The organism is Streptomyces sp. NPDC002386 (genome assembly GCF_053593175.1).
On record NZ_JBSFBX010000012.1, the window covers coordinates 142844 to 166395 of the forward strand.

22 protein-coding genes, 1 pseudogene and 1 riboswitch are annotated in these 23552 nt (G+C 72.3%); of the genes and pseudogenes, 13 read left to right on the forward strand and 10 right to left on the reverse strand.

Going from position 1 to position 23552, the window contains the following annotated elements:
- Nucleotides 1-31: 31 nt before the first annotated feature.
- On the reverse strand, nt 32-796 hold the full coding sequence (locus tag ACWCPN_RS24040) for a CbtA family protein (RefSeq protein ID WP_199209617.1): 765 nt from the start codon (nt 794-796) through the stop codon (nt 32-34).
- 24 nt (nt 797-820) lie between these two features.
- Nucleotides 821-1042 (reverse strand): CbtB domain-containing protein, encoded by a 222-nt coding sequence (locus ACWCPN_RS24045; RefSeq protein ID WP_451209653.1) that lies wholly within the window; start codon nt 1040-1042, stop codon nt 821-823.
- Between the two features lie 53 nt (nt 1043-1095).
- A riboswitch (cobalamin riboswitch) is annotated at nt 1096-1214 on the reverse strand.
- Between the two features lie 113 nt (nt 1215-1327).
- Between ACWCPN_RS24045 and ACWCPN_RS24050 the strand changes: the two genes are divergently transcribed.
- Nucleotides 1328-1906 carry a histidine phosphatase family protein gene (locus tag ACWCPN_RS24050; protein WP_451209656.1) on the forward strand — a complete coding sequence of 193 codons (579 nt, stop codon included), beginning with the start codon at nt 1328-1330 and terminating at the stop codon, nt 1904-1906.
- 74 nt (nt 1907-1980) lie between these two features.
- Complete coding sequence (locus tag ACWCPN_RS24055; protein WP_451209659.1) at nt 1981-2589, forward strand: SMI1/KNR4 family protein; 609 nt, start codon at nt 1981-1983, stop codon at nt 2587-2589.
- Nucleotides 2590-2661: 72 nt separating this feature from the next.
- Here ACWCPN_RS24055 and ACWCPN_RS24060 read toward each other — a convergent pair whose 3' ends face one another.
- Nucleotides 2662-7041, reverse strand: a complete 4380-nt coding sequence (locus tag ACWCPN_RS24060) for a hypothetical protein (protein WP_451209661.1) — start codon at nt 7039-7041, stop codon at nt 2662-2664.
- Between the two features lie 373 nt (nt 7042-7414).
- Between ACWCPN_RS24060 and ACWCPN_RS24065 the strand changes: the two genes are divergently transcribed.
- Nucleotides 7415-7774 carry a DUF779 domain-containing protein gene (locus tag ACWCPN_RS24065; RefSeq protein ID WP_451209664.1) on the forward strand — a complete coding sequence of 120 codons (360 nt, stop codon included), beginning with the start codon at nt 7415-7417 and terminating at the stop codon, nt 7772-7774.
- A gap of 76 nt (nt 7775-7850) precedes the next feature.
- A complete protein-coding gene (locus ACWCPN_RS24070) occupies nt 7851-9095 on the forward strand; it encodes a phosphodiester glycosidase family protein (protein ID WP_451209667.1) in 1245 nt (414 codons plus the stop codon).
- A gap of 9 nt (nt 9096-9104) precedes the next feature.
- Here ACWCPN_RS24070 and ACWCPN_RS24075 read toward each other — a convergent pair whose 3' ends face one another.
- From ACWCPN_RS24075 to ACWCPN_RS24100, 6 genes and pseudogenes are all read right to left on the reverse strand, one after another.
- Entirely contained in the window at nt 9105-9299 is a 195-nt protein-coding gene (locus ACWCPN_RS24075; RefSeq protein WP_199209621.1) for a hypothetical protein, read from the reverse strand.
- Between the two features lie 183 nt (nt 9300-9482).
- Nucleotides 9483-9635 (reverse strand): annotated as a pseudogene (locus ACWCPN_RS24080) (hypothetical protein); the annotation flags it as partial.
- Nucleotides 9636-9679: 44 nt separating this feature from the next.
- The gene (locus ACWCPN_RS24085) at nt 9680-10762 is read right to left on the reverse strand and encodes an acyl-CoA dehydrogenase family protein (protein ID WP_451209671.1); all 1083 of its coding nucleotides are present in this window, start codon (nt 10760-10762) and stop codon (nt 9680-9682) included.
- Nucleotides 10759-11943 carry an acyl-CoA dehydrogenase family protein gene (locus ACWCPN_RS24090; RefSeq protein WP_451209674.1) on the reverse strand — a complete coding sequence of 395 codons (1185 nt, stop codon included), beginning with the start codon at nt 11941-11943 and terminating at the stop codon, nt 10759-10761. The genes ACWCPN_RS24085 and ACWCPN_RS24090 overlap by 4 nt, the downstream gene beginning before the upstream one ends.
- Nucleotides 11940-12911 (reverse strand): NADPH:quinone oxidoreductase family protein, encoded by a 972-nt coding sequence (locus ACWCPN_RS24095; protein ID WP_451209677.1) that lies wholly within the window; start codon nt 12909-12911, stop codon nt 11940-11942. Before ACWCPN_RS24095 ends, ACWCPN_RS24090 begins: the two co-directional genes overlap by 4 nt.
- Before the next feature lie 87 nt (nt 12912-12998).
- Nucleotides 12999-13616, reverse strand: coding sequence for a helix-turn-helix domain-containing protein (locus tag ACWCPN_RS24100; protein WP_451209679.1), 618 nt, complete (start codon nt 13614-13616; stop codon nt 12999-13001).
- A 77-nt stretch (nt 13617-13693) separates the two neighbouring features.
- Between ACWCPN_RS24100 and ACWCPN_RS24105 the strand changes: the two genes are divergently transcribed.
- From ACWCPN_RS24105 to ACWCPN_RS24140, 8 genes are all read left to right on the forward strand, one after another.
- Nucleotides 13694-14641: an NAD(P)/FAD-dependent oxidoreductase gene (locus ACWCPN_RS24105; protein WP_451209682.1), complete on the forward strand. Its 948-nt coding sequence runs from the start codon at nt 13694-13696 to the stop codon at nt 14639-14641.
- 29 nt (nt 14642-14670) lie between these two features.
- The gene (locus tag ACWCPN_RS24110) at nt 14671-16209 is read left to right on the forward strand and encodes an ATP-dependent DNA ligase (RefSeq protein ID WP_451209685.1); all 1539 of its coding nucleotides are present in this window, start codon (nt 14671-14673) and stop codon (nt 16207-16209) included.
- Nucleotides 16206-16679 (forward strand): NUDIX domain-containing protein, encoded by a 474-nt coding sequence (locus ACWCPN_RS24115; RefSeq protein WP_392401440.1) that lies wholly within the window; start codon nt 16206-16208, stop codon nt 16677-16679. Before ACWCPN_RS24110 ends, ACWCPN_RS24115 begins: the two co-directional genes overlap by 4 nt.
- A 75-nt stretch (nt 16680-16754) precedes the next feature.
- Nucleotides 16755-18140: an NADP-dependent succinic semialdehyde dehydrogenase gene (locus ACWCPN_RS24120; protein WP_451209689.1), complete on the forward strand. Its 1386-nt coding sequence runs from the start codon at nt 16755-16757 to the stop codon at nt 18138-18140.
- 25 nt (nt 18141-18165) lie between these two features.
- Nucleotides 18166-18396, forward strand: a complete 231-nt coding sequence (locus tag ACWCPN_RS24125) for a DUF6213 family protein (RefSeq protein ID WP_199209628.1) — start codon at nt 18166-18168, stop codon at nt 18394-18396.
- A 156-nt stretch (nt 18397-18552) separates the two neighbouring features.
- A complete protein-coding gene (locus ACWCPN_RS24130) occupies nt 18553-19617 on the forward strand; it encodes a type III polyketide synthase (RefSeq protein WP_199209629.1) in 1065 nt (354 codons plus the stop codon).
- Nucleotides 19614-20828: a cytochrome P450 gene (locus ACWCPN_RS24135; protein ID WP_392401442.1), complete on the forward strand. Its 1215-nt coding sequence runs from the start codon at nt 19614-19616 to the stop codon at nt 20826-20828. Before ACWCPN_RS24130 ends, ACWCPN_RS24135 begins: the two co-directional genes overlap by 4 nt.
- 94 nt (nt 20829-20922) lie before the next feature.
- Entirely contained in the window at nt 20923-21444 is a 522-nt protein-coding gene (locus ACWCPN_RS24140) for a cupin domain-containing protein (RefSeq protein ID WP_451209957.1), read from the forward strand.
- A gap of 52 nt (nt 21445-21496) precedes the next feature.
- Here the strand turns inward: ACWCPN_RS24140 and ACWCPN_RS24145 are convergent, their stop codons facing one another.
- Nucleotides 21497-22723: an acyl-CoA dehydrogenase family protein gene (locus ACWCPN_RS24145; RefSeq protein WP_199209631.1), complete on the reverse strand. Its 1227-nt coding sequence runs from the start codon at nt 22721-22723 to the stop codon at nt 21497-21499.
- A gap of 183 nt (nt 22724-22906) precedes the next feature.
- Here ACWCPN_RS24145 and ACWCPN_RS24150 point away from each other — a divergent pair, with 183 nt between their 5' ends.
- Nucleotides 22907-23551 carry a TetR family transcriptional regulator gene (locus tag ACWCPN_RS24150; RefSeq protein WP_451209693.1) on the forward strand — a complete coding sequence of 215 codons (645 nt, stop codon included), beginning with the start codon at nt 22907-22909 and terminating at the stop codon, nt 23549-23551.
- Nucleotide 23552 lies beyond the last annotated feature (1 nt).

A 23552-nucleotide genomic window follows, 5' to 3' on the forward strand; every position in this document is an offset into this window, starting at 1 on the left:
GCCGGTGCCTCGCGCCGGAACGCCGGATACCTCAGTGGTGCGCGGCCGGGGTGCCCAGGCCGGCGGCCTGCCGCTCGCCGGCCCCGCGCTCCGCGGTGAGCACACGTTCCGCGAGGACGCCGAAGACCAGCCCGAACGCGGTCCACAGTGTCGCCTGGACGGCCAGCGCCGCCAGGCGGAACTGCCAGAGCAGGCTCGCGGAGAAGTCCTTGGGGACCTCGTCCACGGCCGGCAGGAACGCGTAGGCGAGCCCGGCGGCCAGGAGGAAGAACGCGCCCGCGGCCATCGTCGCGTTCCAGTTGCCCAGCCGGGGGGCGAGCCGCTTGCCGAGGATCACCGTGGCGACCGCCAGCAGCACGCTCAGGACCGTCATCAGGAAGTACAGCGCCGTGCGCTTGCCGATCGTGTCGGGGTCGCCGACGGACGGCGGGTTGGCCGGATACTTCAGGAACGGCACGACGTAGACGGCGAGGAGGCCGGCGGCCGCCAGGAGCAGCGCGCTCGCGCGCGGCCCGAAGCGGCCGATGCGGCCGAGCGCGAAGCAGTAGGCGAGGGCGGCGATCCCGCCGAACGCGATGCCGTAGACGAGCACGCCGGTGGACAGGCCGGCGGTCGACTGCATCGTGCGCGAGACCGCCTCCATGCCGTGTTCGTGGGAGTGCGCCTCTTCGTAGGCGATGGCGGAGTCGACCCGCGGCTCACCGAGGAAGTAGGCGACGACGAGGGCGAGCAGGCCCGCGGCGAGTCCCGCGAGCATGCCACGCACCAACAGGTTCCGGACAGTTGCCGAGTTCATGGGCGGTGTGTTTCCTCGCCCCGGTCAGTGGCAGGGGAAACCGAGCAGGTGCCGGGCGTCGTGCACCCACTCGTGCACGTTCTCGCCGGACATCACGGACGTCGCGCCCTGTTCGGCGCCGACGAAGTACAGCAGGACCAGCATCATGACGCCGAAGAAGACCGCCCACGGGGCGATGGCGCCGATCGGCAGCTTGGCGGGGATGGCGGTGGGGTTGGTGCTGGGCTGAACGGCGGACTGCGCCATGGCAGGACCTCCTGGGGAACTCGCGTCCCTGCTCGGTGGTGCACGGGACGACGGGCGGGTCTGACTTGCCCGGCCCGCACCAGGAGTGGTGTGGACGGGCTTACAGTGGCGCGACCGTGCCGGATTCCCACCGGCTTCCGCGTTCCGTCGTCGATATCGCCGAGAAGGTACCGCGAAGCGCGGGTGCGGCCAAGGGCGCACGGGTGCGGGCCGGTGCGCCCCCGCACCCGCCGTACCCTGTGAAATCCCCGTGCCGAAAGGGCCGTTGACCATGCAGGCGACCTCGTGACGACCCGAGTGATGTTGATCTCACCGGCGATGAACCCGGCCCTGCGGGAGGCCCGGTTCGACGACGGGTGCTCACTCGACGCGGCCGGCGCGGCGCGCGCCCGTTCGGCCGCGGACGGACTGCGGCCGGCCGCCACGGTCCTCGTCTCCCCCACCGTCCGCTGCCGGCAGACGGCGGCCGCGCTGGGTCTCGGCGCACGCCCCGAACCCGCCCTGGCCGGGCTGGACATGGGCCGCTGGCGGGGGCGGACCCTCGACGAGGTCGGTGCCGGGGAACCGGAGGCGCTGGCCCGGTGGCTGGCCGACCCGGCGGCGAGCCCGCACGGCGGAGAGTCGGTGCGCCTGCTGTGCGCCCGGGTCGGGGGCTGGCTGGAGGAGGCCGCCCGGTCCGCCGGTCGCACGGTAGCGGTGGTCGAGCCGGAGATCGTGCGGGCCGTGACCGTGCGGGTGCTCGGCGCTCCGGAGGCCGCCTTCTGGCGGATCGACGTACGGCCCCTGACCGCTGCGGAGTTCACCGGCCGGGCGGGGCGCTGGAACGTCGCGCTGGGCACGGAGCTGGGCCAGGACCGTATCTGAGCGGCGTCTGTCGTTCGTGCGATCATTCGGTCAGCTCCGAGGCACGAAGCGTTCCCGTGAGGAAAGAGACCGCATTGAGCAGCGCAGTCGAGGCGTGGTCCCGTATCGCCCGCTGGATCTCCGCGAACGCCCCCGCGCATGCCGAGGCCCTGAACCCTCCGGCCACGCAGGAGGAGATCGGGCTGGCCGAGTCCCGGATGGGGCTGGACCTGCCGGCCGACCTGCGGCAGGTCCTGATGGTGAACAACGGCAGCACGGCCGGGCACCGGGCCGCGGCCGGCGGCGCCCTCCAGGACGCTCCGGGCGGCGGCGACGCCCTGTTCCCCTCCGGTCTGGTGTTCAACGACGTCGAGCTCATCGGCTCGCTGTACACGGGCAACAGGCGGGCCAGCCTCTCCCTGCAGGAGCCGGGGTCCCGCTACGAGTACTGGAAGGAGGGCTGGATCCCCGCCTTCCGGCAGCGGGAGGCGCACTCCGGGCTGTTCCTCGACGTGTCCGGCGGGCAGGATCCGGCGCCGGTGCACAGGTACGAGGAGGAGAGCTTCCCCGAGCCGGCCTTCCCGTCGCTGGCCGACTACCTGGGCACCGTGGCGGACGCGCTGGAGGGGGTCGGCCCGTTCACGGTGATGGGCCGTCGGTCCCCGCACCTGCCGACCGTGCGCGAGGGTCTCGTCTGCTGGTAGCCGGTCCCCGAACAGGGCTGTGGCCCGGGAGCGGGAGGCTTCCGGGCCACAGTGCTGTTCAGCGGTTCACGGTCACGGGGTGAACCCGTCGAGGTCGAGCCAGTACTGGTCCTTGTCCGTCAGCCTGTTGCGGACGATGAACTGTCCGAAGGGCCGCATGGACTGGGTGTTCTGGTTGTTGGAGATGGTGGCGCGGCCGCACTTCTCGTTCCACTCGGGCAGCGGGTAGCGGGGATCGGACAGCAGGTGCCAGACGCCGTCGCCGCCCTTCTTGGCGTAGGTCTGCAGGCACTCGTCACCGGAGGCGACCGGGTTGTATCCGTTTGCCATGCCGGCGCTGTCGTAGCTGGCGGCGAAGGCGAACTCGTCGCAGGACGGCCGGTCGTCCTTGGGCGGGTCCCCCTCGTTCAGTTCCGGGGACAGGGTGACGTCCTGGTTGCGTGGCCAGCTGGTGGGGCAGATGACCTCGCGGTTGGCGGTGCTCTGCTTCTTGGTGGGATCGCTCGCCGACATCACGTTGCTGCCGAGGTAGGTGAGCGGCGTGCCCAGGGTCTTGCTGCCGAAGTGCCCGGGGAGCTTGTTCTGGACGAGCCAGGCGTGGGCGGCCGCGGCGGGGAACTTCTTGGAGTTCATCACGTAGGTCGGCTTGTACCGGTCGAACACGCAGCCCGGGTAGGCCTGCGGGACGGTGGAGTCGCAGCGGATCTGCGCCTCGGCGCCGCTGGTGACGTCCGTGTCGTTGGAGGACATGACACCGCCGATCTCGCCCCGCATGGACCACTTGAGGAACGCCAGGTCGGACGGCCTGGACTCACCCCAGTTCCAGATCTGCGACATGGAGTACACGTGGTGGTCGCCCAGGCCGTACTCCCACCACAGGTTGCCGGAGTCGGAGCGCGGGCCGTTCTTCTTGCAGTCCAGGGAGCAGGAGTCGTCGACGGTGAGGTAGATCGGCTCGGCCGCCGCCTCGCCGGACGCGTCGACGATCCGGAACTTGAACGCGGTGTTCCAGCCGACCTCGTCGGAGTACAGCTTCATCTCGGCCTGGAACTCGAAGGTCGCGGTACCGGTGACCTCCCCGTTGACCGACTTGACGAACCCGAAGCGGCCCTTGATGCAGCCTTCGGTGCGGTTGGTCCAGATCTTGCGGCTGGTCCCCCAGCCGAAGGGCTTGGCCGCGCACCAGGGGACGTAGGTGTGCTTCGGGTCGGAGTACTGCTGCTGGATGGAGTCCAGCGGGTCACCGATGCTCACCCCGTCGGGGGTCATGTCCTGCGGGGTGGTGATGTCGCCGGGCTGCGGGGAGTTGACGTCCGGGTCGGAGAAGGCGATGTTCGGCATGCCGTCGTAGTTGCCGGGCACGAACGCGACGGCGTCGTAGGCGATGTCCTTGTCGCCGGTGCCACCGCTGTTGAAGTTCGACAGGCTGACTTCCGGGATGCTGTCGTTGAACCGGTAGGCGCCTAGGTCGACCCACTTGTTCGACTGGTTGGCGGACTGGGAGACCGTCTTGGTCTTCACGCCGAACGGCGTCTTGATGCGGTAGTCGGCCTCACCGGTCTGCGCCCCGTGGTCGGGAACGTGCGCGTACACCTTCGCCTGGCCGCCGGGGACCGCCTTGCCCAGCTTCCAGGTGCCGGTGACCTCCATCCGGTCGGCCTTGTCGCCGGACTCGGGCTGGCGGGTGTGGGCGAACCAGAAGTGGTTGCCGTAGCCGGCACCGATCTGGTGCGTGTCCATCTTGCCGGGGTAGGTGCCGTTCCACGCGTGGTAGCTGAGGGTGAACGTCCCGTCCGACCTGACGGGACCGCAACTGCGGCCGGCGGAGCCGGCGGGGGTGACACCGTCGTCGACGTCGTCGACGATCAGGGCGCCGGAGGCCAGACCGCTGCTGCAGCGCGGCGGGTAGGAGTTGGCGTCCGGCTGCTCGGGGTAGCTGGTGTTGAAGCGGTGGACCTGGTTGCCGCACTGCGCGCCGGTGGTGCAGTTCTTCCACTGGACGGACTTGTTCCACCAGCAGTGCAGCCAGTGCGGGTTGGTGTCACTGGTGCCGGAGTCGAGCGTGCAGGCGCCCTGGCCGGGGTCGTTGGAGTCGTTGTCGCCGATCTTGGACGGCTCGCAGCTGTTGGAGGAGTCGCAGAACAGGTCGACGGGCGGCTTGGCGTTGCTGCGGTCGCCGATGGTGTTCCACCAGGCGGGGCGGTATCCGGCCTGCATGTCGCCCGGGGCGAACATGGCGGAGAGGGGGCGGGCGGCCCAGCCGATCACCTTCTCCTCGTACGGCCAGTCCTGCGGGTGCGCGGCGTGGCTGTAGTCGTCGCCGCCGACCGCGCTCTCCAGGAAGGGCAGCCGGTTGGCCTTCCACAGCGGGTTGGCCGGGTTGTTGGTCCAGCCCACGCCCTGGTGCCCGGCGGAGTCCGCGTCGGCGTAGAAGCCGGAGTTGTACGCCCACAGGGCGAAGAACCAGTTCTCGATCCACTGCGGGTGGCCGTCGTTGACCTTCAGCCCGGCCTTGCGGGTCTCGTTCCACTTCTGGGAGAGGATCTGCGCGCCGGCCGCGATGTTCGCGGTGTAGTCGAGCGCGACGGCCTCCTGCTGGAGGACGGACTTGGTGGGCTGGTCGTGACCGGGCAGGCGCATGCCGTCCGTGGCCTGGGTGATGCCGTAGCCGCAGTCCGCCTTGGACCAGTCGATCCTCCAGGGGTCGTTCTGGGTGCCGTCGGCGGAGTACTTGATGCCGTAGAAGTTGCCGATGAGGCTGTTGGCGGTCACGCCGGGGACGGCGTAGCGGCCCGCCTGCCACATGTTGGACTCCTGGGCGGTGACGCCGAGGAGGATCTGTGCGGGGATGTGCCAGCGGTCGTTGGTGCCGTCCTCGGTGTCGAGCCGGCCGTTGGGGTCGCCCTCCAGGACGACCGCCGGGAACAGGCCCTGCGGCTGGTAGCCGCCCATCCCGGTGCCCTTCCAGTCTGGCGGGCGGTAGAAGTCGAGCTTGCCGACGACGGCCTGGTCCACGGCCCATTCCACCTGGCGCGGGGTGGGCTGGAAGGCCATCTTCCGCACGTCGTTGCGGGCCACGGAGCAGGTGCGTTCCGTCTCGTCCTCGCTGGGCCCGGAGGGTGACGCCGACAGCGGCTGGAGGCGCGCGGTCTGCGTGGAGGGGCCCCCGGACGCCTCCTCGGGCCGCGGCAGCGCGGGCGAGAAGGCCGCTCCCTGCCGGGCCGCCTTCCGCCCGCCGATCCGGTTCTCCCCGGGGCGGGAGTCCAGGGTGACGGTCGTGCCGCTGCGCAGCAGGCGCATCGTCATGCGGGCGGTGCGGGCGCCGGCCGCCTCGTCGCCGCGCAGGGGTGCCGCCTCGCCGTCGGCCCATGCCGTGGTGACGGCGGCGTGGCCGTGGCTGGAGATCAGGGCGCCCTTGGCGATGTGGCCGGGGTTCCTGACGGTCCCGGGCAGGGTGCCGGTGGTCTTCGCCCTGCCGGTGACGAACACGGTTCCGTCGGCCGAGGACGCCAGGTCCCAGTCGGTCAGCCTGCCTTGGGCGACGGTGGTGGCCCTGGCGTGCTTCCGGCCGAGCCGGGCCGCGTCCAGGTGGAGCGCGTAGCCGGTGGACGTCTTCCGGGTGCCGCTGGTCCTGGTGCGGTCGATGTAGGTCACACCGCCCGCGCTGTCCACGGTGAGCTGGAAGGGGACCGTCCGCGTGGCGGCGATCTCGGTGAGCCTGCCCTTGGCGCGCGCGATCACCAGCCGGTTGCCGTGCGCGGCGACGATGCCGTTCCGGGTGGGGACGGCCGAGGTGACCTCGCCCGGATAGGTGAGCGGCGCGTCCTGCCGGCCGGTGGCCGCGTCGATCCTGATCAGGCGGGACCGCAGGCTCTCGTCGCCGTCGTCCGAGAGCTGGGTGAACACGGCCTGCTCACCGGTGCCGCAGCCCGGGGAGAAGTAGGCGAGCGACGCGGTGAAGGGAAGCTTGGTGACCTTGCCCGTGGTGAGGTCCACGAGGGCGGTGAACGCGCCCCGGGCCATCAGTTCGGGCTTGTTGGTGAACGTGCGGGGCGCGTAGGCGACGGCGGCGCGCCTGCCCGAGGCGGTCAGGCAGGCGTTGCCGATCCAGCCGTCCGTGTCGAAGCCCGGCTCGCTGAGCGTGGCGGCGGTCTTCCAGGCGTAGCCGTCCTTCTCGCCCGCCACGAGCAGGTGGAAGCCGGTGGCGTCGCCGGAGGTGGTGAAGGCGCGGTCGGAGGACTTCCGGTAGTGCTCGCCCAGTGCCTCGCCCCGGTCGCCGGCGGGCACCGAGGCGGGCTTGTCGACGTCCTTGGTGTGGGGAGCCCGCCACTGTGTGGCGCCCTTGGGCGGCGCGGGTTCGGCCGCTTGCGCGGGCAGGGTGAGCGGCAGCGTGAGCGCGGTGGCCACCAGGGTGACGACCGGCACCGACAGCCGCTGTCTTATCGGCTTCAACGGTTTCCTTCGGATGGTCGGAGTTCGCCGTGGCGGTGGCCGCCGCGCGCACCGGCGCCCGCGTCCGGACGCGGCGTCCTCGACCCGAAAAGACTGCCATGGACATGCCAATAGCAGGCGGAATCGCGCACATCGCCCCCCTTGCCACGTGCACCCTCTCGGGTTACATGATCAATTCAGGCGGGATCCTATACAGCGCCGGAAACGGAAGTCGAACACTCGTCCAAGGCCCCCGCCGGCGCACTCACCGGGGCGGCGGACGTCCTCAACTCCCCTCGGCGGCGCCGGACGTGGCCTCCGCGTGCTGGACGCGCGGCCGGGGAGAGGTGAGACTCGACGGGATCCCAGCTCCCGGTGCTCCAGGACGGTGACCATGCAAGAGGAACTGCCCCGCGTCGAACTCACCCCGCAGGCGGCCGAGCTGGTCCGCCGGCTGCGTGCCGCGCACGGACCGCTGATGTTCCATCAGTCCGGCGGCTGCTGCGACGGCAGCGCGCCCATGTGCTACCCGGACGGCGAGTTCCGCACCGGCGGTTCCGACGTGCTGCTGGCCGAACTGGCAGTGGACGGCGTCGAGGAGCCCGTGACCTTCTGGATGTCGCGGAGCCAGTACGAGGCCTGGAGCCACACCCGGCTGATCGTGGACGTCGTACCCGGACGAGGGAGCGGTTTCTCGCTGGAGGCACCCGAGGGGGTGCGTTTTCTCACCCGTTCTCGCGTAGTCGACGCCTAGCCGTCCCGTACGTCACCGTCGTCTGGTGCACTTCCCCTGAGCGCTGACGACAGTTGACGAGTCATCAGGGGGCGCGATGAAACGGGACGGACGGCGGACGAGGGCGGGCAGATCGGCTCTCACGGTGCTCACGGCGTTCGGTGTGCTGGCCGGCGCGGCCCTGACGGGGGCGGCGCCGGCCAGTGCCGTACCGGAGGGCGGCACCGGCAGGCGGATCGCCCCGGGGGTCACGTACCGGGAGTTCGACATCAGAGCGGCGGCCGGGCGCACCCACGCCCATCTGCTCACCGTCGACCTGGGCAACCCGCACGTCCGGGTGGACCTGCTGCACCCCGGGGCGGTGGCCGCCCGGGCGACCGTGTCCCGGCTGGCGGACACGGCCGGCGCGGTCGCCGGAGTCAACGGCGACTTCTTCGACATCACCGAGACCCAGCACCCGGGCGTCGAGGCCACCGGCGCCACCGTGGGTCCGGCGGTGGCGGGCGGACGGGTGCTCAAGGCGGCGGTGCCCGACGGACAGCGGTTCGGGCCGGCACTGCCGCCCGGGACCACCACACGGGAGGTGCTCGGGGTGGGCACCGACCGGCGGGCCCGTCTGGACCGCCTCTCCCTCACCGGCTCCGTGACCACACCTGGGGGGAGGCTCCGGCTGGGCGGCCTCAACCAGTACGCGCTGCCGCAGAACTCGGTGGGCGCGTTCACCTCCCGGTGGGGCGGCGTCTCCCGGGTGCGCGCCGTCTGCGGCACGGACACCGACCGGGCGGCTTCCTGCGGCACCGACGCCTACGAGGTGACGGTGCGCGGCGGCCGGGTGGTCGCCACCGCCGGCGGACCGGGCAGCGGTCCGATCCCCTCGGGCACCACGGTGCTGGTGGGCCGCGAGCGGGGGGCGCGGGAGCTGCGCGAGCTGGCCGTGGGCGACCCGGTGTCCGTGACCCACGGCCTGGTGGCGGCCACCGCCAAGGTGCCCTACGCGTTCGCGATCGGCGGCTACCCGGTGCTCCGTGACGGCACGCCGCTGTCCGGACTCGACGACAGCACCTCCGCCGTCCGCACCGTCGCCGGTCTCCGGGGCGGCGGACGGCAGATGCTGCTGCTGGCGCTGGACGGCGCCGACGACTCCCGTACCGGCCTGACGATCGCCGAGGAGGCGGCCACCATGCGCGGCCTGGGCGCCTCCGACGCGTTCAACCTCGACGGCGGCGGGTCGAGCGAGATGGTCACCCGCGGCAAGGGCGCGAGCGGCGTGACGGTCCGCAACCATCCGAGCGGCGGCGCCGAACGCCCGGTGCCGAACGGCATCGGGGTCTTCTCCGGCTGACCTCGCGGGTCACGGCCGCAGGCTGCTCACCAGGTCGGCCGTCGCGGTGAGCCCGCTGTGGATGGTCGGCGCCATGCTGGTGCTGGCCAGGTAGAACCCGAGCAGCATGCAGACCAGGGCGTGTGACATCTTCAGCGCGCCGTTGCGGATGAACACCACCGCCAGGATCAGGAGCAGCAGCACCACAGAGATGGAAATCGCCATCGTCAACCTCCTCCGCCACGCCCCTTGAGCGGCGTTCGGCCGCAAGTGTGGCGTAGTGGAGGGTTTGTACGGGTGGCTGACGTGTCCTCCGATCGTGTGATGTCGGACGGACGGGTGTGCGTCGAGGACGACCTCCAGGCCGGCGAGGTCGTCGGTGTAGAGGTGGTCGACGCCGGCCGCGAGGAGTTCCGCCCACAGCGCGTCGCGGGCCGGTCGGGCCGTGTCCGGGGTGGCCCAGAACCTGACGCGCTGCCCGCGCGTGCGCGGCACCGGTGATGCCGAAGGAATTGGCCGGACTGCCACCCCCTGTTCACTCCGTCGCGCGGGCCCGCGCACGCGGAAGCCCGCCCCGGGGCGGGGCGGGCTTCACACGCCGTGCGTCAGGGTGCCCGCAGGTCGACCAGCGCGGCCAGCGCCTCGCGGTGGGCGCCCGCCGTGCCGTAGGCGATCGAGTCGGCCTTGGCGCGCTTCAGGTGCAGGTGCGCGGGGTGTTCCCAGGTCATCCCGATCCCGCCGTGGAGCTGGACCGCCTCCTCGGTGGCGCGGACGGCCACCGGCCCGGCGTAGGCCTGGGCGACGGCCACCGTGACGTCGGTGTCCGCGCCGGTGGCGAGGGCGTCGGCGGCGGCCCGGGCGGCGGCCCGGAGGCTGACGACCTCGAGCCAGAGCTGGGCGAGCCGGTGCTTGAGCGCCTGGAAGCCGCCGACCGGCCGGTTGAACTGCTTGCGTTCCTTCAGGTACCGCACGGTCTCGGTCAACGCCCAGTCGGCAACGCCCAGTTGTTCGGAGGCGAGCAGTCCGGCGCCGGCCCGCAGGGCCCGCCGTACGGCCGGTTCCGCGTCGCCGACGCGGCGTCCGGGCGCTCCGTCGAGCGTGACGGTGGCGACCGGACGGGTCAGGTCGAGGGAGACCTGCGCGGTGACGGTCGCCGTCCCGGCGGCCACGGCGTACAGCCCGCCGTCGTCGGCCGGGACGAGCAGGACGTCGGCCGCGGTCGCGTCCGCCACGCCGGTCAGCTCACCGTGCAGCGAGCCGTTCTCCACCCGCGCGGTGCGAGGGCGGGCGTCCGGGGCCGTGTGCAGTCCCACCGCGAGGACGCCGACCGTCCGGCCGGACGCCAGGCGGCCGAGCAACTCCTCGTCCCCGCAGGCCAGCAGGGCCTCGGTGGCGACGACCGCGCTGCTGAGATACGGCACCGGCGCGACGGCGCGCCCCAGCTCCTCGAGGACGACGGCGGCCTCGCGGTGGGTCGCGCCCTGGCCGCCCAGCGCGTCGGGCACCAGCAGTCCGGCCAGGCCCATGCCGTCGGCGAGGGACTTCCACAGCGCGAGGTCGTGCGGGGCGTCCGACTCGGTGCGGGCGATCACGCCGGCCGCGTCGCAGTGGTCCGTGAGCAGATCGCGGACGGCGGCGCGCAGCGCCTCTTCCTCCTCGGAGTAGAGGAGATCCGGCTGGGTGCTCATCGGGCCAGGTCCTTCCAGGCGACGTCCTTGTCGGTGCGCGGCTCGGCCGGCAGGCCGAGGACACGCTCGGCGACGATGTTCAGCAGGACCTCGCTGGTCCCGCCCTCGATGCTGTTGCCCTTGGAGCGCAGGTAGCGGTATCCGGCGTCGCGGCCGGTGAAGTCCACCAGTTCGGGGCGGCGCATGGTCCAGTCGTCGTACAGCAGCCCTTCCTCACCGCGGAGTTCGACCTCCAGGCCGCTGATCTCCTGGTTGAGGCGGGCGAAGGCGAGCTTCATGCCGGCGCCCTCGGGGCCGGGCTGGCCGGCGACGAGCTGCTGGCGCAGGCGTTCACCGGTGAGGCGGGCCACCTCGGCCTCGACCCAGAGCTTCAGCAGCCGTTGGTGCAGGTCGTGGGTGCGCAGCTCCGGCCGCTCGCGCCAGGTCTTCGACACCGGGCCGATCATGCCGCCCTCGCGGGGCAGCCGCATGCCGCCGATGGCGACCCGCTCGTTGTTCAGCGTGGTCTGCGCGACCCGCCAGCCGTCCCCGATCTCGCCGAGGCGGCGGCTGTCGGGGATGCGGACGTCCGTCAGGAAGACCTCGTTGAACTCGGCCTCGCCGGTGATCTGGCGCAGCGGCCGCACCTCGACGCCCGGGTCGGTCATGTCGCACAGGAAGTAGGTGATGCCCCGGTGCTTGGGCAGCTCCGGGTCGGTGCGGGCGATGAGGATGGCCCAGCGGGCGAGGTGGGCGCTGGAGGTCCACACCTTCTGCCCGTTGACCACCCAGTCCCCTCCGCTCCCGCGGACCGCCCGGGTGCCGAGCGCGGCCAGGTCGGAGCCGGCGCCCGGCTCGCTGAAGAGCTGGCACCAGACCTCCTCGCCGGTCCACAGGGGCCGCAGGAAGCGCCGCTTCTGCTCCTCCGTGCCGTACTTGAGGATCGTCGGCGCCGCCATGCCGAGGCCGATGCCGATGCGCCGGGGGTCGTTGTCCGGGGCGCCGGCGGCCTCGAGTTCGGCGTCCACGACGGCCTGCAGGGAGCGTGGGGCGTCCAGCCCGCCGAGGCCCGCCGGGAAGTGCACCCAGGCCAGGCCCGCGTCGAACCGGGCCCGCAGGAAGTCCAGGCGCCCGGTGCCGGCCGGCGGGTGTGAGGCCAGCAACTCCTGTGTACGGCGGCGCAGTTCCGCTGCGTCGGTCATGCGGCGGCTCCCTTGTCCAGGACCACGGCCACCCGGCCGGTGGTCACCCCGTCGGCGACCCGCTGCACGGCGTCGGCGGCGCCGTCCAGCGGCACCCGCTCACTCACCAGCGGCTTGATCGCGCCCGTCGCGGCCAGCTCGGTGAGCCGTTCGTGGCAGTGCAGGACCAGCCCGGGGTCCTTGGTGTTGTACAGGCCCCAGTGCAGGCCGAGGATCGCGTAGTTCTTCACCAGGGCGTGGTTGAGGGCGGGGCTCGGGATGGCGCCGCTGGCGAACCCGACGACGACGATCCGCCCCTCGAAGGCGACGAGCTTGGCGGACTGGGCGTAGGCCTCGCCGCCGACGGGGTCGTAGATCACGTCGGCGCCCCGGCCGCCGGTGGCCTCCTTCACGGCCGCGACGACGTCCTCGGCGTGCCGGTCGACGACCACGTCACAGCCCAGCTCGCGGGCGACGGCGGCCTTCTCGGCGCCGCCGACCACGCCGATGACGGTGGCGCCCGCGGCCTTGCCTAGCTGTACGGCCGCGCTGCCGACCCCACCGGCGGCGGCGTGCACCAGCAGGGTCTCCCCCGCCTCCAGGCGGGCCCGGCGGTGCAGCCCGAACCAGCCGGTCTGGTAGCCGATGTGCAGCGCGGCGGCCTCGGCGTCGTCCAGGGAGCCGGGCGCGGGCAGCAGCGCGCGGGCGTCGGCGACGGCGTACTCGGCGAAACCGCCGTACGGCAGCGCGGGGTTGGCGATCACCCGGCGGCCGTCCTCGGTCTCGGCGCAGATCTCCACGCCGGGCGTGAACGGCAGCGGCGGCCGCACCTGGTACTGCCCCCGGCAGAGCAGGGCGTCCGGGAAGTTGATGTTGGCGGCCCGCACGCGCAGCAGCACCTGGCCGTCACCGGGCGTGGGCCGCTCCACCTCCGCCAGGCGCATCACCTCGCGCGGCTCGCCGTTCTCGTGCACTTGCCATGCCTGCATGCGGGGCCTCCACGGGACTGCTTCGTCTGACCGGGTTCCGACGGCATACTAAGCGGTCGCTTGCCGATCAGGGGACAGTAGTCCGCGTCACTTGCGCGTGGGCCGCGCCCGCACGTGCATCCGTTCCCCCTGGGGTCCGAACAGGCTGAGGAACTCCACCGGCCCCTCTCCCGTCGACCCGAACCAGTGCGGCACCCGGGTGTCGAACTCCGCCGCCTCCCCCGCCGAGAGCACCACGTCGTGCTCGCCGAGCACGAGCCGCAGCCGCCCCGAGAGCACGTACAGCCACTCGTAGCCCTCGTGGGTGCGCTGGTCCGGCTCCTGGTTGCGCTGCGGTTCGAGGATCTTGAACGCCTGCAGGCCGCCGGGCTGGCGGGTGAGCGGCCAGAAGACGCGGCCGCCTCGTTCGACCGGTTTCGCCCGCACCACGGGGTCGCCGACCGGCGGGGCGCCGACCAGTTCGTCCAGCGCCACCTGGTGGGCCCGCGCGATGGGCAGCAGCAGCTCGAGACTGGGCCGGCGCAGGCCGGACTCCAGCCGGGACAGGGTGCTGACCGAGATGCCGGTGGCCTCGGACAGCGCCGCCAGCGTCACCTCCCGCTCCTTGCGGATCCGCCGCAGTCTCGGCCCGACGCCCGCCAGGACGCCGTCGGCGTCCTCGGCGCCCTGGCCGCTGCGCGCACTGCCGGTTCGTTCGCCGCTCATGACCTCATTGCAGAATCGGCAAAGAAGTTTGTCAACACGGCAGCCTCCGCGCGACCGTCGGCGGCGGAGGTGGTCACATGACCGAGAGCTACGAAGCCGTCGTGGTCGGCGGCGGGGCGGCCGGGCTGTCCGCGGCGCTGGTGCTGGGCCGGGCCAGGCGGCGCACGCTGGTCGTCGACGCGGGTGAGCCGCGCAACGCGCCGTCCGCGCACATGCAGGGCTATCTGTCCCGGGACGGGATGTCCCCGGCGGAGTTCCTGGCGACCGGACGTGAGGAGATCGCCCGGTACGGCGTGGCACTGGTCCGGGACCGGGTGGTGGACGCGGCGCGGGACGGGGACTTCACCGTGACGCTCGCGGGCGGCGGCGTGGTCCGGGCCCGGCACCTGGTCGTCGCGACCGGGCTCGGGGACGAGCTCCCGCCGATCCCCGGCCTCGCCGAACGGTTCGGCCGGGACGTGGTCCACTGCCCGTACTGCCACGGCTGGGAGGTCCGCGACCTGGCGACCGGCGTGGTCGCGAGCAGTCCCCTGAGCGTGCACCAGGCGCTGATAGTCACCCAGTGGTCCAAAGATGTGCGGCTCTTCCTGCACCAGGTGCGGGAGGCGGAACTGGCGGACGTCGACCGGCGCAGGCTCGACGCCGCCGGTGTCGAGGTCGTGCCCGGCGAGGTGGCCGAGGTGCTGGCCGACGGGGACCGGCTCACCGGCGTCCGGCTCGCCGGGGACGGCCCCTCCGGAGCGGGCACGGTCCACGAGCGCGAGGTGCTCTACGTCGCCCCGCGCGCCGTCCCGCGCAACGAGCTGTTCGTGCGGCTGGGCGCGGAGCTCCAGGAGACGCCGTTCGGTGGCTACCCGGTGATCGACGAGCGGGGCCTGACGAGCGTGCCGGGGCTGTGGGCGGCGGGCAACGCGAGCGGCTTCGCCGAGCAGGTGGTGAACGCGGCCAGCCGAGGCTACCGGGCCGGGGCGGCGATCAACGCGGAACTGCTCTTCGCCGACCTCGACGCGGCCGCGCAGGTGTAGACCCCGCCCCCGCGGTGCACCATGACTGCATGCTGCTGACCCGGCTGGCCGAGGTGTCCGGGGAGGTCGCCGCGACGGCGGCCCGATCCCGCAAGACCGCCCTGCTCGCGGAGCTGTTCCGGGAGGCGGAGGCGGACGACGTCCCGATCGTCATCCCCTACCTGGCCGGCCGCCTCCCGCAGGGCCGGATCGGTGTGGGCTGGAAGGTGCTGAGCCGTCCGGTCCCGCCGGCCGCCGGACCGGCGCTCACGGTGCGTGAGGTCGACGCCCGGCTCAGCGAGCTGGGCAAGGTGTCCGGGCCCGGCTCCCAGGCGGAGCGGCTCCGGCTCGTCGCGGAGCTGATGGGCGCGGCCACCGAGACCGAACAGCGCTTCCTGCGCGGCCTGCTCACCGGCGAGGTCCGGCAGGGCGCCCTGGACGCGGTGGCGGTGGAGGGGCTCGCCCGGGCGACCGGCGCGGACCCGGCGGACGTGCGGCGGGCGGTGATGCTCGCCGGATCGCTGCAGGCGGTGGCGCAGGCGCTGCTGGCCGAGGGACCCGGGGCGCTGGAGCGGTTCCGGCTGACCGTCGGCCGGCCGGTGCATCCGATGCTCGCGCACAGCGCCTCCTCGGTCGCCGAGGCGGTGGAGAAGCTGGGTTCCTGCGCGGTGGAGGAGAAGCTGGACGGCATCCGCGTCCAGGTCCACCGGGACGGCGACGGCGTCCGGATCCACACCCGCACCCTGGACGACATCACCGACCGGCTGCCCGAGGTCCGCGCCGCCGCGCTCGGTCTCGCGGGCGAGAGGTTCATCCTGGACGGTGAGGTGATCTCCTTCGACGCGGCCGGCCGGCCCCGCTCCTTCCAGGAGACGGCCGGCCGGGTCGGCTCCCGGACGGACGTGGCACGGGCGGCCGGCGAGGTCCCCGTCTCCCCCGTGTTCTTCGACGCCCTGTCGGTCGACGGACGCGACCTGCTGGACCTGCCGTTCGCCGAGCGGCACGCCGAGCTGGCCCGGCTGGTGCCGGAGCCCATGCGGGTCCGCAGGACGGTGGTGTCCGGGCCCGGGGAAGCCGGCGCGGCGGAGCGGTTCCTCGCGGACACGCTGGCCCGCGGCCACGAGGGCGTGGTGGTCAAGGCGCTGGACGCCGCCTACAGCGCGGGCCGGCGCGGCGCCTCCTGGCTGAAGGTCAAGCCGGTGCACACCCTCGACCTGGTGGTGCTCGCCGCCGAGTGGGGCCACGGCCGCCGCACCGGCAGGCTGTCCAACCTCCACCTCGGCGCCCGGACCCCGGACGGCGGCTTCGCGATGCTCGGCAAGACCTTCAAGGGCATGACCGACGCGATGCTCGCCTGGCAGACGCGGAGACTGCGGGAACTGGCCGTCGAGGACGGGGCCTGGGGGGTCAGGGTGCGCCCCGAACTCGTCGTGGAGATCGCCTACGACGGCCTGCAGCGCTCCTCCCGCTACCCGGCCGGCGTCACCCTTCGCTTCGCCCGGGTGATCCGCTACCGCGAGGACAAGCGGCCCGAGGAGGCCGACACCGTCGAGGCCCTGCTGGCGGCCCACCCGGAGGTCGGGCCATGACCGTCAGGGCGACGAGGCGCAGCGCGGGCCTGCTGCTGTTCCGGCGCGCCGACGACGGACTCCAGGTGCTGCTCGGCCACATGGGCGGGCCGTTCTTCGCGCGGAAGGACGCCGGTGCGTGGACCGTGGTCAAGGGCGAGTACGACGCCGCCGAGCCCGCCTGGGAGGCGGCCCGGCGGGAGTTCCGCGAGGAACTGGGGCTGGCGCCGCCCGACGGGGAGGCCGTGCCCCTGGGCGAGGTCGTGCAGCGGGGCGGCAAGGTCGTCACCGCGTGGGCGGTGGAGGCGGACCTGGACCCGGAGACCATCGAGCCGGGCACCTTCACCATGGAGTGGCCGCCGAGGTCCGGCCGCACCCAGGAGTTCCCGGAACTGGACCGCGTCGCGTGGTTCGGTCTGGACCGGGCCCGCGAGGTGATCATCACGGCGCAGGCGGCGTTTCTCGACCGGCTGGCGGAGCATTCGGTCTGAACAGCGGCGTACGCGTTGCGACGGGCGGTGTCGCGCGCGAAGGTCGAAGCAAGCCCGCTCCCAGGGAGGTCAGCCATGCCCATCGCGACGGTGAACCCGGCGAACGGCGAGACGCTCAAGACGTACGAGGCCATGGGCGAGGAGGAGCTGGAGCGCCGGCTCCAGCTCGCCGAGGCCACGTTCCGCACGTACCGGACGACCACGTTCGCCGAACGCGCAACGATGATGAACAGGGCCGCCGACCTGCTGGACGAGGACCAGCGGGAGATCGGCCGGGTGATGACCACCGAGATGGGGAAGCCGGTCACGCAGGCCCGCGCGGAGGCCGCCAAGTGCGCCAAGGCGATGCGCTGGTACGCCGAACGCGCGGAGGGACTGCTGGCCGACGAGGAGCCGCCCGAGCAGGACGTGCGGGACTCCGGCGCCTCCCGGGTCCGGGTCCGCTACCGGCCGCTCGGCCCGGTGCTCGCCGTGATGCCCTGGAACTTCCCGCTGTGGCAGGTGATCCGCTTCGCCGCGCCCGCGCTGATGGCCGGCAACGTGGGACTGCTCAAGCACGCCTCGAACGTGCCGCAGACGGCGCTGTACCTGGAGGACCTGTTCCACCGGGCGGGCTTCACCGAGGGGTGCTTCCAGACGCTGCTGATCGGCTCGGCCGCGGTGGACGACGTCCTGCGCGACGAGCGGGTCAGGGCCGCGACGCTGACCGGCAGCGAACCGGCCGGGCGGGCCGTCGCCTCCACCGCCGGCGAGATGATCAAGAAGACGGTGCTGGAGCTGGGCGGCAGCGACCCGTACGTCGTCATGCCCTCCGCCGACCTCGACCGCGCGGCCGCCGTCGCCGTGACCGCCCGCGTCCAGAACAACGGGCAGTCCTGCATCGCGGCCAAGCGGTTCATCGTGCACGGCGACGTCTACGACGCCTTCGCGGAGAGGTTCGTCGCGGGCATGGCGGCGCTGCGGACGGGCGACCCGCTGGAGGAGGACACGGAGGTCGGCCCGCTCGCCAGCGAGCAGGGGCGCAGGGACCTGGAGGAGCTGGTCGACGACGCGAAGCGCGCGGGGGCCGAGGTGCTCTGCGGCGGCGAGCGCCCGGACGGACCGGGCTGGTACTACCCGCCGACCGTCCTGGCGGGCATCACCCGGGAGATGCGCATCCACCGCGAGGAGGCGTTCGGACCGGTCGCCACGCTGTACCGGGCCGGCGACCTCGACGAGGCGGTGCTCATCGCCAACGACTCGCCGTTCGGCCTGAGTTCGAACGTGTGGACCCGGGACGAGCGCGAGGTGGAGCGGTTCTCCCGGGACCTGGAGGCGGGCGCCGTCTACGTGAACGGGATGACGGCATCCCATCCGGCGTTCCCCTTCGGCGGGGTGAAGCGCTCCGGCTACGGGCGTGAGCTGTCCGGGCACGGAATCCGGGAGTTCTGCAACATCACCACGGTTTGGCAGGGTGCGTGAGGGCCGCGCGGCTACCATCCCGATTGTGAACCGCGAAGTGACCCTGCCTCTGATCGTCGACGACCGAGGTACCTTGCAGGTGGCAGCGGCCGACGTGAGCAAGTTGCTGCGGACCGTGGGCGGGCGGTGGCTGCATCTCGTCGAGGCCGGGGAGCGGCTCGACGAGGACACGGTGGCCGCGCTGACCATCGAACTGGCGAAGCTCGCGGACCGTATCGACGTGGCGTGCATCGCCCACAGCAGCGGGGCGCCGTAGCCGTTCCGGGGGGTTTCGCAGCATGGCCGTCCCTGACCCCTTGTCACCGGTTCGGAGTAGTCCGACGCGAGATCGTCGCCCCGTCGGGTGAACCTGGGTGGACCACCTTCTGACGGCGGGCGAAGGCCTGCCGGACGGCGAAAGCAGGGACGGCTCATGGCGACTTTGTGCAGACCCTCGGTGTCCGTACCAGAGCATGTGATCACGATGGAGGAGACGCTGGAGCTGGCGCGCCTGCACCACGCGGACCACCCCCAGCTCCCGCTGGCCCTCCGGCTGATCGAGAACACGGGCGTCCGCACCCGGCACATCGTGCAGCCCATCGAGGAAACCCTGAAGCATCCGGGCTTCGAGGACCGCAACAAGCTCTACGAGGCGGAGGCCAAGGCTCGCGTCCCCGCGGTCATCCAGCGGGCGCTCGACGACGCCGAGCTCCTGACCACCGACATCGATGTCATCATCTACGTGTCGTGCACGGGCTTCATGATGCCCTCGCTCACCGCGTGGCTGATCAACGCGATGGACTTCTCCAGCACCACCAGGCAGCTCCCGATCGCCCAGCTCGGCTGCGCGGCCGGCGGTGCGGCCATCAACCGGGCGCACGACTTCTGTTCGGCCTACCCCGAGGCCAACGCACTCATCGTGGCCTGCGAGTTCTGCTCGCTGTGCTACCAGCCCACCGACCTGGGCGTCGGCTCGCTGCTGTCCAACGGCCTGTTCGGTGACGGCATCGCCGCCGCCGTGGTGCGCGGGCGCGGCGGCACGGGCGTCCAACTCGAGCGCAACGGCTCGTACCTGATCCCGAAGACCGAGGACTGGATCGCGTACGACGTCCGGGCGACCGGCTTCCACTTCCTGCTGGACAAGCGGGTGCCGACCACCATGGAGCCGCTCGCCCCGGCGCTCCAGGACCTCGCGGGAAACCACGGCTGGGACGCCTCCGACCTGGACTTCTACATCATCCACGCCGGCGGGCCCCGAATACTCGACGACCTGAGCAAGTTCCTGCGGGTCGAACCGCACGCGTTCCGGTTCAGCCGGTCGACGCTCACCGAGTACGGCAACATCGCGAGCGCCGTCGTCCTGGACGCGCTGCGCCGGCTCTTCGACGAGGGCGGTGCCGAGCACCGGGCTCGCGGTCTGCTGGCCGGGTTCGGGCCGGGCATCACCGCCGAGATGACCGTGGGCCGCTGGGTCCAGGACGGCGAGACGGCACGATGACCGAGGAGACCCTCACCGAGACCATGCCCCCGGTCCGGCACTGGCCGGTGGCCGACCTGACCGGGACGGACTTCGACCCGGTGCTGGCCGACCTGATGAGCGAGGGTCCGGTCACCCGCATCCAGCTCCCCAACGGCGAGGGCTGGGCCTGGCTGGTCACCCGGTACGACGACGTGCGCATGGTGGCCAACGACCCGCGCTTCGGCCGCGAGGCCGTCATGGAGAAGCAGGTCACGAGGCTCGCCCCGCACTTCATCCCGGACCGGGGCGCGGTCGGCTTCCTCGACCCGCCCGACCACACCCGGCTGCGCCGCTCGGTGGCCGCCGCGTTCACCGCCAAGGGCGTGGAGCGGATCCGCGACAGGGCGCGCGCGATGCTGGACGAGCTGGTGGACGAGCTGCTGCAGGACGGGCCGCCCGCCGACCTCACCAGTGCGGTGCTCAGCCCCTTCCCCATCGCGGTGATCTGCGAGCTGATGGGCGTGCCGGCCGCCGACCGGCACAGCATGCACACGTGGACCCAGCTCATCCTGTCCTCCGCGCACGGAAAGGAGCTCAGCGAGAAGGCCAAGCGCGAGATGAGCGCCTACTTCTCCGATCTCGTCGCCCTGCGCGAGAACAGCGCGGGCGAGGACGTGACCTCGCTCCTCGGCGCCGCCGTGGGCCGCCAGGAGGTCACTCTGGAGGAGGCCGTCGGCCTCGCGGTCCTGCTCCAGATCGGCGGCGAGGCGGTCACCAACAACAGCGGGCAGATGTTCTACCTGCTGCTGACCCGGCCCGAACTGGCCGCGCGGCTGCGCTCCGACCCGGGGATCAGACCGAGGGCGATCGACGAGCTGCTGCGGTACATCCCGCACCGCAACGCCGTCGGGCTGTCCCGGATCGCCCTGGAGGACGTGGAGATCTCCGGCACCCGCATCCGGGCCGGGGACGCGATCTACGTCTCCTACCTTGCCGCCAACCGCGATCCGGAGGTCTTCCCCGACCCGGAGACGATCGACGTCACCCGCAGCCCCAACCCGCACGTGGCGTTCGGTTTCGGCCCGCACTACTGCCCCGGCGGCATGCTGGCCAGGCTGGAGTCGGAGCTGCTGGTGGACGCCCTGCTGGACCGGGTGCCGGGTCTCCGGCTGGCCGTGGCCCCGGCCCAGGTGCCCTTCAGGAAGGGCGCGTTGATCCGCGGGCCCGCGGCCCTGCCGGTGACGTGGTGAGCCCCCGATGACCACGACGGAGGGACTGGCGGTACCCGAAGGGCCCGCGGCACGGGGAGCCGCGCCGGCCCAGGCGGATCCGCCGGCCCAGGAGGTGGCGCCGGCCGAGGGGCTGCTGGTGCCGCCGGGCCACGGCCGGGTCGTCGAGACACCGGCCCAGCGGGTGACGTTCAAGGTCACCGGCACGCACTCGCGGATGGCCTCCACCTTCGAGGTGGAGGTTCCGCCGGGGTTCGACGTCGGCGCCCACGTGCACACGCGCAGCGAGGAGCTGTTCTACGTCCTCGAGGGCGAACTGGACGTGCTGGCCTTCGAGCCGCGCATCCGCACTCCCGACAACTGGCAGCGCTGGGAGTCGAGTTCGGGCAACCGGGTGGTCCGGGCGACGCCGGGCACGGTCATCGTCGTACCGCCCGGCTGTCCCCACGCGTTCGCCAATCCGACGGACACGCCGGCGAGGATGTTCTTCCAGGCGTCCCCGCCGCCGGACCACGAGCGCTACTTCGAGGAGCTGCTGGAGATCCTGGGCGACGGCGGACCGCCGGACCGCGAGGCGATCGAGCGGCTGCGCCGGCGCTACGACATCGAGCAGCTCACACCGCTGCGGCACAGATGACCGACGACAGCACGGGGGCGCGGGGCCGGCACGGCGCCCGCGCCCCCGCGCGCTACCGGATCGGCATCCCGGCGAGGGTGCGGGCGATGACCAGGCGCTGGATCTCGCTTGTGCCCTCGAAGATGGTGTAGATCGCGCTGTCGCGGTGCATCCGCTCCACCGGGTACTCGCGGGTGTAGCCGTTGCCGCCCAGGATCTGGATGGCCTGCGCGGTGACCTTCTTCGCCGTCTCACTGGCGAAGAGCTTGGACATGGAGCCCTCGGCCGCGGTGAACGGCTTGCCGTTGACCGCCATCCAGGACGCCCGCCACACCAGCAGCCGGGCGGCGTCGATCTGCGTCCGCATGTCCGCGAGCTGGAAGGCCACGCCCTGGTTGTCGATGATCGGCCGGCCGAACTGCTCGCGGGTCTTCGCGTAGTCGAGCGCGACCTCGTAGGCGGCCCGGGCGGTGCCGACCGCCATCGCGCCCACGGCGGGGCGGGAGGCCTCGAACGTGGCCATGGCCGCGTTCTTCACCCGCTCGCCGCCGGCCCTGGCCCGCTCCCGGGCCCGGGCGAGCCGCTCGTCCAGCTTCTCCTTGCCGCCGAGCAGGCAGGAACCGGGGACCCGGACGTTGTCGAGGATGACCTCGGCGGTGTGCGAGGCGCGGATGCCGTGCTTCTTGAACTTCTGGCCCTGGGCGAGTCCCGGCGTGCCGGCCGGCACGATGAAGGACGCGTGGCCCTTGGAGCCCAGTTCCGGGTCGACGACCGCGACGACGACGTGGACGTTGGCGATGCCGCCGTTGGTCGCCCAGGTCTTCGTGCCGTTGATCACCCACTCGTCCTTGGCCTCGTCGTAGACCGCGCGCGTGCGCATGGAGGCCACGTCGGAGCCGGCGTCGGGCTCGGAGGAGCAGAAGGCGGCCACCTTCACGTCGTTCTGGTCGCCGTACATCTGCGGGATCCAGGTGCCGATCTGCTCCTCGGTTCCGTTGGCGAGAACGCCCACGGCGGCCAGACCGGTGCCCACAATGGAGAGGGCGATGCCCGCGTCGCCCCAGAACAGCTCCTCCATGGCCATCGGGATGCCGAGGCCGGTGGGGTCGAAGTACTGCTGCGCGTAGAAGTCGAGGGAGTAGATGCCTACCTTCGCGGCCTCCTGGATGACCGGCCAGGGAGTCTCCTCACGCTCGTCCCATTCGGCGGCCGCGGGGCGGATGACGTCGGCCGCGAAGCCGTGCAGCCAGTCCCGGACCTCCTTCTGTTCGTCGTTGAGCTCCATGGTGAACTCGGCCATGTCCCCTCCAGCGGCGGTACGTGCGGTCCTACCAGTGATGTTACTAGCGGTAACGTGAGTGTGTTACCGACCAGTAGGAAAAGTCAACTCCTGATGACGCCTCGGCATCCCGTTCGATGTCAGGGGCGCGGACAGTGTTAGTTTGCGCAGGCGTCACCGAATCAGCACGGGTGGGGAGACCACATGGACACCACGCAGCGGACCGATCAGCAGCGGTCCGCCGACCGCCGACGGCGCGAGCTGCTGGAGGCCGCCGACCGGGTGGTGCTGCGCGACGGCCCGCAGGCGTCGATGAACGCGATCGCCGCCGAGGCCGGCATCACCAAGCCGATCCTGTACCGCCACTTCGGCGACAAGGGCGGCCTGTACGCGGCCCTGGCCAAGCGGCACACGGACGCGCTGCTCGACTCGCTGCGCGCCGCGCTGGACGCGCCAGCCGAGCGGCGCGAGCGCGTGGAGTCCACCCTGGACACGTATCTCACGGCGATCGAGGCCCGGCCCCAGGTGTACCGGTTCCTCATGCACCCGGCCGAGGGCGGCACCGGCGGCGACCAGGGGTTCGACGTCGGCAAGCACAGCGCCCCGCTGCTTCGCCGGATGGGCGAGGAACTGGCCCAGGTCATCGAGGACCGGCTGGACCTCGGACCGGGCAGTCAGCAGCTCGCCCGGGTCTGGGGACACGGGATCGTCGGGATGATGCACGCGGCCGGCGACTGGTGGCTCGGCGAACGGCCCTGCTCCCGGGCCGAGTTGGTCCGCTCGCTCGCAGACCTGCTGTGGGGCAGGCTCGCCGCGGCCGGGGACCGGGTCGGCGGCCCGGGCTTCTGAC